Source organism: Pseudomonas sp. AC136, assembly GCF_979258585.1.
On record NZ_OZ409865.1, the window covers coordinates 1,083,549 to 1,096,537 of the forward strand.

Genomic DNA, 12,989 nt, shown 5'->3' on the forward strand with positions numbered 1-12,989 from the left:
TCAAGTGGCGCAGCAGAGCGGCTAACGCCTCAAAAGCGTGCCATCAAGACGCCACGCTCGTCGCAAATATCCTTTAAAAACAACAAGGTTCGTGCCTTGCGCGCCGCTTCGCTGTAAGTTTCTTCCTACATTCAGCAAGCCGCGAGTTACGCCCATGAAAACGGTTGCGATGGTGCTGTTCCCCAACTTTTTGCTGCTCGACATGGCCGGTCCGTTCGAAGTTTTTTCCGTCGCGAATCGGTTTCTGCCGGAGCAGGATGGCTACACCTTACTGACCATCGGCACCGAGCAACGTCAGGTACCCGCCTCCAACGGCGTAACGGTGCAGACCAATCTGACCCTCGCCGACGGCTGCGAGCCCTACGACCTGCTCTTGGTGCCCGGCGGGCCCGGCGCTTACAACGAGCGGTTTCCCGAAGTGTCGGCCTGGCTGCACGTCGCGGTTCAGCGCTGCAAAATGTACGGCTCGATCTGCACCGGTGCGTTCATTCTGGGCGAGGCCTGCTTGCTTGATGATCATCAGGTCACGACCCACTGGAACTACACCGACCGCCTGATTAAACGGTTCCCCAGAGCGCGCGTGGGCACCGACCAGATTTACGTGAAAGACCGCCGCTTGCTGACCTCCGGCGGCGTCACAGCGGGCATCGACATGGCGTTAGCGGTGGTGGCCGAAGACCACGGCAAAAAGGTGGCGGTGGATGTCGCGAAAGTGCTGTTGGTGGCCATGAAGCGCCAAGGCGGCCAGGCACAGTTCAGCCCCATGTTGGCCGCGCTGGCCGAACAGGATTCGCCCATCAACCAGGTGCAAACCTATGTGCTGGCCCACCTTGACGAAGACTTTTCCGTGGAGCGCATGGCCAGCCTGGCCGGCATGAGCGCACGCCACTTCGCCCGCGTGTTCAGCCGCGAAGTGAACATGACGCCCATGGAATTTCTGCAACACGCCCGTATCGACCGTGCTCGCAGCCTGCTGGAGAGCACCGATTTGCCGCTGAAAACCGTGGCCTATCGGGCCGGCTTGGGCAGTACGCGACACATGCGTTTTCTGTTCAGCGAGAAGCTTGGCCTTACACCCGTTCAGTACCGCCAGCAGTTTGGTTGAAACCATCGTGCTAGAGGTGTCCGTATTGCGCACCTCGTTGGCCGGAACCGGCCTTCCTTGAACCTTGTTCGCCGTGCAGCACCTGCCCACACTCAGGTCAGGTTTTCATGCACAAAGGAAGGATCATGGCCAGTATCCATTGGATGTCCCGCCGCTCGCTCACACCCAGCGACGAGAAGGACGGCGAAACGCTGGTAACCGGGGGTCTTACACGCTGGCGTGAACAGCTGGTCAAGGCGCTCATCCACAACCTGATTGGCGAAAAAATCACCGTGCCGCAACTGGCGCAAGCCTGCGCGCTGTCACGCAGTCACTTCTCCCGCGCCTTCAAGCGCAGCACCGGCATGTCGCCGCAAGACTGGATTCACCAACAGCGCATCAACCAGGCCAAGCGCCTGATTCAAGAATCCGACATGACCCTCACGCAGATCAGCGCCGAATGCGGCTTCTGCGACCAAGCCCACTTCTGCCGCACCTTCACCCGAACCGAAGGGGTGAACCCGATGGCCTGGCGCAGCCGAACGGTTGCGAACAATGCGTCGTAGGTTGGCTTAAGCCCGCCGTTCGCGCCGCCCGCCAAGGCCGTCAGCGCAGCCGGTGTTTGTGCAACAGGCGATAAAACGTCGGCCTGGAAATGCCGAGCATGCGCGCGGCCACACTCATGTTGTCGCCGTAACGGGCCAAGGCGTCGCAAAGCGCCTGGCGTTCGGCGTTGCTTTTGTAGACATCGAGCGTGGCGAGCGTTGGCGAGGTGTCTCTGTCGAGCATATCGAGCATGGCGTTCTGCTCCCTGGCATCCGTTTTAATTTTCTGAGTTAAAACAATCCTTTTCCTGCCCTGTTTTCAACCGTAGCAAGTTTTTTGACGCGCTTAGGACGGATTTCTTCTAAGCGACGCCGCCTCGCTGCATGAATGGTTGCCCAAAGCCATAAGAACAATAGGTGATTAGCGTCTTGCCAAGCCTGTAATTGCTTGGCATAAACGCTCAGCCAATAACAATGCACAAGGACCGTCACCCATGAAGGTTGTGAAGCGGATTTTGCTTCTCGTCGTACTCGCCGTCTTGGCGGTTCTGGCTATTGCCCTCTACTACATTGCCAACCCGAATTTGCCGGCGTACCAAGCGCCCACGCAGCTGCATTATCTGGAGCAGTGGAGCCCCGAGGCGCGCCAAACCTATTACTACACGCCCCAGGGCACGGAAGTGAAAGGCCTGCGCTATGACTGGTTTACCGCGCTGGAGCTGCCCTTCTCCGAAGACAAATTCGCCACCCCGGATTACCTCGCCCGCTTTGGCTTTCTCACCGAACCGAACCAACAACCCACCTCGCTGAACCCTGGAAATTTGCCGGTTGGTTTTGCTCGCCATCTAGAAGAAGAAACCGGCGCGCAACTGTTGGATATCACCTGCTCGGCGTGCCACACCGGAGAGCTGCGTTTCAACGGCAACTCGGTGCGCATCGACGGCGGCGCGGCCCTGCATTCGCTGGCGTCCACGGTGCCCACGTTGAAAGGCGGCAGCTTCGGGCAGGCGCTCGGCATGAGCCTGGCGTTCACCTATTACAACCCGCTGAAATTCACCCGCTTCGCCAAGAACGTGCTGGGCGACAAGTACCCCGAAGGCCGCGACCAACTGCGCACCGACCTCAAGGTCACGCTCAACCGCATTCTGTCCCAAGCCTGGAACGACACCCATCGCGGCCTCTACCCCACCGAAGAAGGCTTTGGTCGCACCGACGCCTTCGGCCGCATCGCCAACAGCGTGTTCGGCGACGCCATCGACCCCAGCAACTACCGCGTCGGCAATGCCCCGGTGAGCTACCCGCAGTTGTGGGATATCTGGAAATTCGACTGGGTGCAGTGGAACGGTTCGGCCATGCAACCGATGGCGCGCAATATCGGCGAAGCCTTGGGCGTGGGCGCCACCGTCCGGCTGTTCGAAGACAACCAGGGCCGCGTGCCCGTGGCCGAACGCTACGCCTCCAGCGTGCGGGTGCGTGATCTCTACACCCTGGAAGAAACCCTGAAACAGCTGAAACCACCGACCTGGCCCGAGCCCGTGCTGGGCAAGGTCAATCTGGAAATGGCCAGCCAGGGCCGCGCGCTGTATCAGGAAAACTGCGCCTACTGCCACGCGCCGGACCCAAAAGCGCCGGACAAACGCCTGGCCCCCACCCGCGACCCGGAATGGCGGATGCGCATCGTGCCGGTCAGCATCGTTGGCACCGACCCGACCACCGCCGACAACATCGCCGACCACCGCTTCAACATCAGCAAGCTGGGCTGGAGCAAAGAGCAGCTCAGCACGCTGGGCGTGAAGCTGTTCGACGGCAAGCTGGAAGACCTGAATTTCCGCAGCATTTCCAGCGCCAAGGGCCTGGCCTATATCACCGCTTACGTGGAAAACCGTGCGTACCAAGACGCCGGCATCAGCGGTGAAGAGCGCTGGAAAATGGACGGCTATGGCCTGCCCATCGGCGTTCAAGAGAAGCGCGGCTACAAAGCGCGGCCCTTGGACGGCATCTGGGCCACCCCGCCGTTCCTGCACAACGGCTCGGTGCCCACGCTGTTTGAACTGCTGTCGCCGGTGTATGAGCGGCGGGCTGAATTCTGGGTCGGCAACCACGAGTACGACCCCGAGCGCGCCGGCTACCGCAGCGAGAAATTCGACGGCGGTTTCCTGTTCAAAACCAGCGTCACCGGCAACGGCAACCAAGGCCATGAGTTCCGCGACGGCTGCCGTCAGCAAGGCGTGATTGGCCGAGGCCTGAGCCCGAACGAGCGGCTGGCGTTGATCGAATACCTCAAGGTGCTTGGCAATGCGCCGCTGGAAAGTCAGCTGCAACCGGTTACACCCGCCGCCTGGACGCCAGGCCCAAGCTGCCAGGGATGATCCCTACCGTGGGACACACATAAGGACGCGCTTCATGCTTAAACGCTTTTGGCTCTGGCTGGGCCGTGTGCTCGGCAAATTGCTGTTGATTGTGGCGGTGGTCGGCCTCGGTGGCTGGGCCATCGCCGAGCTGTACTACGCCTGGAAATTCTCCGGCCCGGTGTCGGCCGAGGAGCAGATTCCGCCCGGCGAAGCGGCCATGACGCGCGGCATCATCGAAGATGCCATTCGCGTGGTCGAGCAGCACAAAGACCAGACCCGTGTACTGCGCGACGCCCACGCCAAAGCCCATGGCTGCGTAAAGGCCGAAGTGACCGTGTTGCCCGAACTCAACGATGAGCTGCGCCAAGGCGTATTCAGCGAACCGGGCAAAACCTGGCAAGCGCTGATGCGCCTGTCCAACGGCAACGCATACCCGCAATTTGACCGCGTTCGCGATGCGCGCGGCATGGCGATCAAGCTGTTCGACGTGCCGGGCGCCAAGCTGATGACCTCCCCGGCGGTGGCCGGTGAGCAAGACTTTGTGATGTTCAACCATCCCTCGTTCTTCGTCAGCGACGTGGCTGAATACCAGAGCAACTTCAAAGCCCAGGCCGATGGCAAAACCGTGTTGGCGTTCTTCCCCAGCCTGGATCCGCGCACCTGGCAAATCCGCCACCTGACTATCGCCCTGAAAACCCTCGCCCCCGCGCCCGACAGCCCGGTGGCCACCACCTACGACTCGGTCGCGCCGTTCAAATTCGGCCCGCATAACATCAAGTACCGCGTGGTACCCGCGCCGCAGCGCTGCCCGGCGTACACCTTGCCGGCAGTGAACACCGACATGCCGAATTTCCTCCACGACGCGCTGTACCAGCAGCTGTCGCTGGACCGCATGCCGGCCTGTTTCGAGCTGCAAGTGCAACGGCAGAACCCGGCGTTCTATATGCCTCTGGAAGACACCAGCATCGAATGGAGCGAGAAGGTTTCGCCGTTCGAAACCGTGGCCACCATCAAGGTACCGGCGCAGGATTTCGACAGCACCGAGCAAACCCTCGCCTGCGATAACCAGTCGTTCAACCCCTGGCATGCGCTGCCAGAACACCGACCATTGGGCGGCATCAACCGTCTGCGCAAAGCGGTGTATGAGGCGGTAAGCGCCTACCGGCACGAACGCAATAACCCGTAGTAAACCGGCGTCCGCCGTTCTCAGCCGCGCATCGGGCTGAGAACGGCGTAGCAGGAATAATCGTTAGCTACCTTCCCTTCTTCCCGCTCACTGGCCATGATTGCCGCAGGTTTTCTGGCGAAGTTTTTTCAGCATGCACACCCAAACGCCCAGCTCTCTGGCCATCACGGGGCAAATTGTTTCCGTGGTGTTTTTTACCTTTCTCGGCTTTCTCTGCATCGGCATTCCCATTGCCGTGGTGCCGGGCTTTGTCCATGACCAGTTGGGTTACGGCGCGGTCATCGCCGGCCTGACCATCGCTTCGCAATACCTCGCCACCCTGCTCAGTCGCCCGCTGGCCGGCCGCCTGGCCGACAGCCTCGGCACCAAGCCGGCGCTGGTGTACGGGCTTTGCGGAATCGCCGTAAGTGGCCTGCTCACTTTGTTGTCCACGCAACTCAGCGCGTACCCGCTAGTCAGCCTGTCGATCATGCTGGCGGCGCGTTTGCTGTTGGGCGTGACGCAAGGGTTGCTGGGCGTGAGCACCATTAGCTGGGGCATCAACCGGGTGGGCGTGGAATACACCGCGCGGGTGATTTCCTGGAACGGTATCGCCGCGTATGGCGCCATCGCCATCGGCGCGCCGGCCGGCGTGCTGATGGTCGACGCGTGGGGTTACTGGACCCTGGGCGCCGCGCTGATGGCGATAGCGGCGCTGGGGTTGCTGCTGATCTGGAAACGCCCGTCGGCGCCCGTGCTCAAGGGCGAGCGCCTGCCCTTCAGCACGGTGCTGGGCCGTATTGCGCCCTATGGCGTCGGCTTGGCGCTGGGCTCTATCGGCTACGGCACGCTGACCACCTTCGTTGCCCTGTATTTCGCCAGCAAAGGTTGGAGCGGCGCGGCGTATAGCTTGTCGGCCTTTGGCGTGGCGTTTATCGGCGCGCGGGTGCTGTTGATCGATGCCATCAAGCGCTACGGCGGCTACAACGTGGCGATCAGCTGCATGGCCATCGAAACCCTGGGGTTGTTGCTGCTGTGGTACGCACCGACGCCGGCCTGGGCGATGGCTGGGGCGGCGTTGACCGGTTGTGGGTTGTCGTTGGTATATCCGGCGCTGGGCGTGGAAGCCATCAAGCGCGTGCCAGACAGCAGCCGCAGCGCCGGTTTCAGCGCCTATGCGGTGTTCTTCGATTTGGCCCTGGCGATTGCCGGCCCGCTGATGGGCGCGGTGGCGTATGGCGTCGGCTATAACGGCATTTTCCTCGCCGCCGCCCTGCTCGCCGTGGCCGGCCTAAGCCTGAGCCTTTGGCTGGCGCGACGGGCGCATTCACCGCAATAGCGTCAATGCAACGAAGCCTGGTGGTCGCGCAAATCCGGCCCCAGCACGGTGCTGAAAAACTCCACCGCCTCGGCGTTCATGCGCCGATGAATGCGCTGGCGGTCGACGCCGTCGGCGTCTTTGCACAGCATCGGCATCATCTGTTCCTGCTCGGGCGAGCATGGCGACATGAAGATAAAATGCCCGGCGCCATCGAGCAGCCGGTAGTTCGGCCGTTGCGGCAGGCTGCGGCTCAGGGCCAGGGCGTTGGTTTCCACGGAGAGCAACTGGTCGTTATCACCGGCGTACATGAGCACCGGCAGTTGCACGTCTTGCAGTTCCTCCTTGCCAAACATCAGGCCCAGCGGCGCCAGTAATAACAGGGCTTTCACGCGCGGGTCGCTCTCGGCCACCAGGTCATCGCGGTCTACCACCAGCTCGCCGTGGCTGCGGCAGGCATCTTCGTCCGCTGGGTGCGCCTGGCAATAATCGCGCAGCAACTGCTGTTGGGGCTGCGCGCCGCCGACGATCAACGCCGTCTCGCCACCGGCTGAATAGCCGATCATGCCGATGCGCTGCTCATCCACAAAGGGTTCAAGCCAGGGGTCTTGCAGGGCGTCGGTGATGGCTTGCGACACCTGCATCGGCCGGCCGTACAAATTGCTCAGCGTGCCGAGGCGACTTTGGTCGGCGTAGTTGTCGCCGGGGTGAATCACCGCCAGCACGACGAAACCATGTTTGGCCAGATACGTCGCGAGGTCGTGTTGAGCGAGGGGGCTGCCGCTGTTGCCGTGGCTCAGCACCAGCATCGGATAGTGGCCGGGCGCGACCGGCGGGTCTTCGCCAGCGGCGATGTGATAAGGGCCAATCTGGCTGACCGTGGTGCGGGCATAGGCCGGGTAGAACGCGACGGCCTGCATGGGTTGTTGGTCGAGAGGATCTTGCAGGGTCATGCGGTGAAAGCCGACGGTCAGGCGCGAACCCACCGTGCCGGCCGAAGCAGGCAACGCGCCGGCCACTAAACCGAGCAACACCACCATCACACGCGCAAAAAAGGTGCTCACGCCCACCTCCTCAATACCACCGCCGCCCACTTTCGCCTGCCGCAGCGCCGAGCATGAACCCGCAGCGGCCGCTTCGCAAACACAGTGAGATGACAAAAGCATGTGGCGTGCCAAAAAAATCCCCGCCGAAGCGGGGATTTTTCTAAGTGCCGTTCAGCCGTTACGCAGCCACAAACAGACCCGCCACTTGCTCGTTGGCGGCGGCCAGTGCTTTGGCGCGCGGTTCTTCACCGTAAGCCAGGCCTTCTGCGCGCACCACTTCGATGTCAGTGATGCCGAGGAAGCGCAGCAGCAGTTGCAAGTAGTCTTCGTGGGCGATGCCGCTGGCTTGGCCGGCGTGGATGCCACCCGAGGTGGAAACAATGATCACTTTTTTACCACCGGCCAGGCCTTTCGGGCCGTTCTCGTCGTAGGCGAAGGTTTTGCCGGCGACCGAGATGCGGTCGATCCAGGCCTTCAATTGGCTTGGAACGGAGAAGTTGTACATCGGCGCACCGATAACGATGGCGTCGGCGGCCAGGAATTCGTTCAGCGTCGCTTCGCCGAGTTCCGCTTCGTGTTTTTGCGCCGCGTCACGCAGTTCGGCAGGCGTACCGCCGGCAAGCAGGGTGGCAGCGGAGAAGTGGCTGTAAGCATCGGCGGCCAGGTCGCGGTAGCTCACCTGAACGCTGGAGTCAGCGGCTTTCCAGGCGTCGACCACGGCTTTGCTCAGGTGGCGCGAGGCCGAGTTGTCGCCAAGGATGCTGGAGTCGAGGTGCAGAAGTTTCATGGTGGTTCTCCGAATCAAGGGGGGCCGTAGCGGCGTTAAAAGTGGGTTGAAATCCGATGGAGCTAAGCCTACCGATGATTCCAATAGCGCATTAGCCAGCAAAAATGTGATAGTTCGTCCCACCTATAGGACGATGACGACAGCCAGAACCCGCCATGCAAGATCTCAACGACCTGTTCTATTTCGCCAAAGTGGTGGAAGCCGGCGGTTTCGCCGCCGCCGGGCGTCTACTTGGCGTGCCGAAGTCGCGCTTGTCGCGGCGCGTTGCCGAGCTGGAGGAACGCCTGGGCGCACGTCTGTTGCAACGCAGCACTCGCACCTTGGCGCTGACCGAAATCGGCGAACATTACTTTCGCCACTGTCAGACCATGATCATCGCCGCCGACATGGCCGACGAAGCCGTGGCCACGCATTCCAGCGAACCGCGCGGCCGGGTGCGGGTGTCGTGCCCTACTGCGCTGGCCGAGTCGTACCTGTCGCCGATCATCAACGACTTCCTCAGCACCTACCCGCAGGTGCAACTCGAGGTGGTGCTGGTGAACCGCCGCGTCGACGTGCTGGCCGAAGGATTCGACGTGGCGCTGCGGGTGCGCGATGAAGGCGACGAAGACCCCAACCTGATCGCTCGCAAGCTGCGCCCCGCCGTCGCCGTGCTGGTGGCCTCCCCTGCGCTGCTGGCTGGTCGGCAGATCAATGAGCTGAACGACTTGCGCGAACTGCCGGTGCTCGGCGCCGTAGATACCGACCGCAAGGTGCGCTATCGGGTGGTGGACGCTGACGGCAATAAGCGTGAAATCGCGTTTGAACCGCGCCTGGCCATCGAAGATTTTTCCGTACGCAAAAACGCAGCGCTGGCCGGCCTGGGCTTTTCCATGCTGCCGTTGATGAACTGCCATCAGGAATTGGCTGACGGCCGCCTGATTCGTCTGTTGCCGGAGTGGGCGCTGCCGGGCGGCTTTCTGCAGGCCGTGTACCCGCACCGCCGTGGCATGCTGCCCGCCGTGCGCGCCTGGCTCGACCACGTGACCGAACACTTTCGCGGCGACTGGCCGCACCCGGTTTAACGCCCTCTCGGCAAAGGAGATGAACATGAATGCCAGCCAAACCGCCGACTTTCTGCTGCAACTGCCGGGCGTGCGCGAAGACCTGAAATGGGGTGACAACCGCGTGTTTTCGGTGGCGCAAAACAAGATGGTGGCGGTGATCAACTTTATGGGCCGCGGCATCGCCTTCAAGGTCGATAGCGACCTGTTTCTCGGCTACGTCGACCGCCCAGGTTTTAGCCCGGCGCCGTATCTGGCGCGGGCTCACTGGGTTCGGTTGGACAGCACGGAGACCATCAGCACCGCCGAACTGCAAGACCTGCTGACACGCTCGCACCAGCTGGTGGTGCGCAAGTTGCCGAAGATTCGCCAGGTCGGGTTGCTGCTCGATTAACTCGCCGTGGCAAACAACGGCGCGCGCTGCACATCGCTCAAGGACTGATGCCCGAGGTAGCCGTACAACGAACTGGCGATGTCGTTGGCGCGAATCGGCAGCACCGACAACAAGGTGTCGCTCAACCCGTGGCTGGCCTGGCAGAAGCCCTGCATGTAAACCGCCGCCTGGCAGCGCTCGTCGGTGACGATGCGGTAGTCGCGATCCACTTCGAAATCGCCCAGGTACGGCGCCAGCGGCTCCAGCAGTTGGCGGTGGCTTTGCCGTTCGTAGCCCGTGGCGAGCACCACGGCGTCGTAACGGTGCACGTCCAATTCGCCGCTGGCGCTATGACGCAGGGCCAATTCGATGCCGTCGGCATGGACGGTGGCGCGTTCCACGGTGCGCAAGTGGTGGAAGGCGTGGCGTTGGATGCCCGAGACTTTCTGCCGGTAGAAAATGCCGTAGATGCGCTCGATCAAATCGATGTCCACCACCGAGTAATTGGTGTTGTGGTACTCGCGGATAAACCGCTCGCGCTCGGCGCCGGTCTGGCTGAAGACCAGGTCGGTAAATTCGGGGGAAAACACCTCGTTCACGAACGGGCTGTCGTCCGCCGGTTTTAGCGCCGAGCCGCGCAAAATCATGTCGACCTTCACCGACGGGAAACTGTCGTTCAGGTCGATAAACGCCTCCGCCGCGCTTTGCCCGCCGCCGATAATCGCCACGCGCATCGGCTTGCCGCTCACACATGGCTGCTGCGCCATGCGCTCCAGATAATGGGCGTGATGGAACACCCGAGGCTCGCCTTTGAGGCTACGAAACGCTTCGGGAATACGCGGCGTGCCGCCGGCGCTGACCACCACGGCGCGGGTCTGGCGCACAAAGGTTTCGCCCTGGCTGTCACGCGACACCACGCGCAGCGACTCGACCCGGTTGTGATGCAGCAGCGGCTCGATCGCCAGCACTTCTTCGCCATACCGGCTCTGCTCACTGAACTGCGCGGCGACCCAGCGCAGGTAGTCGTCGTACTCCATGCGGCACGGGTAAAAGGTGCCCAGATTGATGAAGTCCACCAGGCGGTCATGGGCGTGCAGGTAGTTCACGAATGAATACGGGCTGCTGGGGTTGCGCAGGGTGACCAGGTCTTTAAGAAAGGAAATCTGCAACTCGCTCTGCGTCACCAGCGTATTGCCGTGCCAGCGGTAGTCGGCCTGCTTATCCAGAAACAGCACATCCAACGCGCCTTGATGCTGAGCGCGCTCACGCAGGGCAATGGCCAGCGCCAAGTTGGACGGGCCGAACCCAATGCCGATCAGGTCGTGAATGGCGGCAGGTGCAACGGATGCAGTCATGGTCCAGTGTCCTCTGGAAAAGCCACGCACAACGGGTGGCGAGCGAATCGGGTGGCGAGCAGAGATCGCCTGTTGTGTAGGAACGAGGACAAGGGAATTAAATTTAAAGGCGCGTGGTTGAAAGCTGTGGGAGCGACTTTAGTCGCGATGGGGGGTTATTCAGTCTGGCTTGGGAGCACCTTTTGCAGGAATCGCGACTGAAGTCGCTCCTACAGGTTGGCTCGTGGCGGTGGGTCTATTCGGCATCCCACTCGCGCATGCGCACGCGGCAATGCTTCATGGCGTTGACGATGTGTTTTTCTACAAGGCTTTGGGAAATGCTCAAGCGCTCGGCGATTTCGTCGTGGCTCAGGCCTTCAAGTTTGCGCAGCAAAAACGCGTCGCGGCACAGGGCCGGCAACTCGTCGAGGGCGCGCTGCAACAGTTGCAGGCGCTGATTTTGCGCCAGGTCACGGTGTGGCGAGGGCGTGAAAAACTCTTCTTCCTGATCGAGCACGTCGAGGGTTTCGGTGCGTCGCAGGGCGTTGCGGCGGTGTTCGTCGATGACCAGGTTAAGCGCGGTGCGATACAAAAACGCGCGCGGCGACTCGATTTGCGCTTGACCGGCCCGTTCCATCACACGCAGGTACGCGTCGTGGGCAACGTCGGCCGCCACGTGTCGGTCCCCCAGCTTGGCGCTCAAAAAGCGCACCAGCTCCCGGTAATAAATCTCCAAAACGACTCCCGGCCACAGACGTGACGGCGAACATTGCGATAAGGTTGACCACCCCTGACCGTCATACTGGCAGTATGGAATTATTCATTTTATAATAATTCTCATCAAGCATCTAATCTCATCTGCCAGCGATTTCACTTTTTCAGTACCCGGTAACCGGTATTCCTTGATGAACAATGCGCCTTCCCCTGCCAACGACGACCCTCTGGTTGAGGTGGCTGCACATTGGTGTATGCGCATGCATGCGCCCGATTGCACGGAAGAAGAACGCGAGCAATTCAAGCGCTGGCTCGACGCGCACCCCAGCCACGCCATCGAATACGTCGCCATGCTGGAAATCTGGGACCTCAGCGAACAGCTCCCGGCCAGCGCTACCGTTACCGCCCCACGCCCTTCCCTGCCTACGTCCGCAAGCGCCGCGAACCGCCCCACCCATGCGCGCCGTCGCGGTTGGCGTCCGCAAGCCCGGGCCATCGCCCTGGCCATCGTGGCGCTGCCGTTAGCGGCTTACGGCGGCTGGATGATGGGCTGGCTTCCCAATTCCTATGAGCAGTTCGACACGGCGCAAAACATCAGCCGCATCACCCTGAGCGATGGCAGCGAAGTCGAACTGAACAGCAACTCGGACCTCAGCTTCAGCAACTACCGCGACCAGCGCCGCGTGCGGCTGAGCAGCGGCGAGGCGTATTTCCACGTCACCCACGACAGCGAGCACCCCTTTGTGGTGACCGCCGGCGAAGGCTCGATCACCGTCACCGGCACGCGCTTCAACGTATGGAAATACCAGAACAGCGTGGTGGTCACCGTCACCGAAGGCTCGGTGCGTGTGCAAAGCGACCGTCAAGGCAACGACAGCACGCTCACGCCTGGCCTGCAGGCCAGCTTTAAACCGGGCGACCTCAAGCCCACGGTGAAATCGGTCGACACCGCCACCGCCCTCGCCTGGCGCGACGGCAAGTTGATCCTCAACGACATCACCCTTGGCGAGGCCGTGCCGCTGCTCAATCGCTACCTCGACGAGCCGCTGTTACTCGCCGACCAGAGCACCGCCGACATCCGCATCGGCGGCATCTACAGCACCCGCGATGTCGCCAGCCTGGTGAAAGCGTTGCCCAAAGTGCTGCCGATCAAGCTGGAGCCGCAAAGCGATGGCACCACGCTGATTCGCAACCGCCCCGCCCCGCTCTAACGGCTAAATTTCCGCCGC

12 protein-coding genes and 1 pseudogene are annotated in these 12,989 nt (G+C 61.8%); 8 read left to right on the forward strand and 5 right to left on the reverse strand.

The genetic code is table 11. The features are described from left to right. Nucleotides 1–154 precede the first annotated feature (154 nt). On the forward strand, nucleotides 155–1,105 hold the full coding sequence (locus ACZZZU_RS04850; RefSeq protein WP_463549928.1) for a GlxA family transcriptional regulator: 951 nt from the start codon (nucleotides 155–157) through the stop codon (nucleotides 1,103–1,105). 143 nt (nucleotides 1,106–1,248) lie between these two features. Then, the gene (locus tag ACZZZU_RS04855) at nucleotides 1,249–1,650 is read left to right on the forward strand and encodes a helix-turn-helix domain-containing protein (RefSeq protein WP_241000679.1); all 402 of its coding nucleotides are present in this window, start codon (nucleotides 1,249–1,251) and stop codon (nucleotides 1,648–1,650) included. Nucleotides 1,651–1,690: 40 nt separating this feature from the next. Here the strand turns inward: ACZZZU_RS04855 and ACZZZU_RS04860 are convergent. Next, nucleotides 1,691–1,846: pseudogene (locus tag ACZZZU_RS04860) on the reverse strand (helix-turn-helix domain-containing protein); the annotation flags it as partial. A gap of 277 nt (nucleotides 1,847–2,123) precedes the next feature. On the opposite strand from ACZZZU_RS04860, the gene ACZZZU_RS04865 reads away from it, so the two are divergent. The 3 genes from ACZZZU_RS04865 to ACZZZU_RS04875 all read left to right on the forward strand — a co-directional run bounded on the left by ACZZZU_RS04865 (nucleotide 2,124) and on the right by ACZZZU_RS04875 (nucleotide 6,484). Then, nucleotides 2,124–3,998, forward strand: a complete 1,875-nt coding sequence (locus tag ACZZZU_RS04865) for a di-heme-cytochrome C peroxidase (protein WP_463549929.1) — start codon at nucleotides 2,124–2,126, stop codon at nucleotides 3,996–3,998. A gap of 34 nt (nucleotides 3,999–4,032) precedes the next feature. After that, entirely contained in the window at nucleotides 4,033–5,166 is a 1,134-nt protein-coding gene (locus ACZZZU_RS04870) for a catalase family protein (protein WP_463549930.1), read from the forward strand. 133 nt (nucleotides 5,167–5,299) lie between these two features. Next, nucleotides 5,300–6,484, forward strand: a complete 1,185-nt coding sequence (locus tag ACZZZU_RS04875) for an MFS transporter (RefSeq protein ID WP_463549931.1) — start codon at nucleotides 5,300–5,302, stop codon at nucleotides 6,482–6,484. A 2-nt stretch (nucleotides 6,485–6,486) separates the two neighbouring features. On the opposite strand, the gene ACZZZU_RS04880 is transcribed toward ACZZZU_RS04875, so the two are convergent. Together ACZZZU_RS04880 and ACZZZU_RS04885 are read right to left on the reverse strand one after the other, a co-directional pair. Beyond that, nucleotides 6,487–7,503 (reverse strand): alpha/beta hydrolase family protein, encoded by a 1,017-nt coding sequence (locus tag ACZZZU_RS04880; protein WP_463552103.1) that lies wholly within the window; start codon nucleotides 7,501–7,503, stop codon nucleotides 6,487–6,489. 184 nt (nucleotides 7,504–7,687) lie between these two features. Continuing rightward, nucleotides 7,688–8,296, reverse strand: a complete 609-nt coding sequence (locus tag ACZZZU_RS04885) for an FMN-dependent NADH-azoreductase (protein WP_463549932.1) — start codon at nucleotides 8,294–8,296, stop codon at nucleotides 7,688–7,690. A gap of 155 nt (nucleotides 8,297–8,451) precedes the next feature. On the opposite strand from ACZZZU_RS04885, the gene ACZZZU_RS04890 reads away from it, so the two are divergent. Together ACZZZU_RS04890 and ACZZZU_RS04895 are read left to right on the forward strand one after the other, a co-directional pair. Beyond that, on the forward strand, nucleotides 8,452–9,360 hold the full coding sequence (locus tag ACZZZU_RS04890; protein ID WP_122497987.1) for a LysR substrate-binding domain-containing protein: 909 nt from the start codon (nucleotides 8,452–8,454) through the stop codon (nucleotides 9,358–9,360). A 25-nt stretch (nucleotides 9,361–9,385) separates the two neighbouring features. Next, the gene (locus tag ACZZZU_RS04895) at nucleotides 9,386–9,733 is read left to right on the forward strand and encodes an MmcQ/YjbR family DNA-binding protein (RefSeq protein ID WP_122497985.1); all 348 of its coding nucleotides are present in this window, start codon (nucleotides 9,386–9,388) and stop codon (nucleotides 9,731–9,733) included. Here the strand turns inward: ACZZZU_RS04895 and ACZZZU_RS04900 are convergent. Continuing rightward, the gene (locus ACZZZU_RS04900) at nucleotides 9,730–11,067 is read right to left on the reverse strand and encodes a lysine N(6)-hydroxylase/L-ornithine N(5)-oxygenase family protein (protein ID WP_463549933.1); all 1,338 of its coding nucleotides are present in this window, start codon (nucleotides 11,065–11,067) and stop codon (nucleotides 9,730–9,732) included. The two genes, ACZZZU_RS04895 and ACZZZU_RS04900, sit on opposite strands and share 4 nt — an antisense overlap. Nucleotides 11,068–11,302: 235 nt before the next feature. After that, entirely contained in the window at nucleotides 11,303–11,782 is a 480-nt protein-coding gene (locus ACZZZU_RS04905; RefSeq protein WP_463549934.1) for a sigma-70 family RNA polymerase sigma factor, read from the reverse strand. A gap of 169 nt (nucleotides 11,783–11,951) precedes the next feature. On the opposite strand from ACZZZU_RS04905, the gene ACZZZU_RS04910 reads away from it, so the two are divergent. Then, complete coding sequence (locus tag ACZZZU_RS04910) at nucleotides 11,952–12,971, forward strand: FecR family protein (RefSeq protein WP_463549935.1); 1,020 nt, start codon at nucleotides 11,952–11,954, stop codon at nucleotides 12,969–12,971. Nucleotides 12,972–12,989 lie beyond the last annotated feature (18 nt).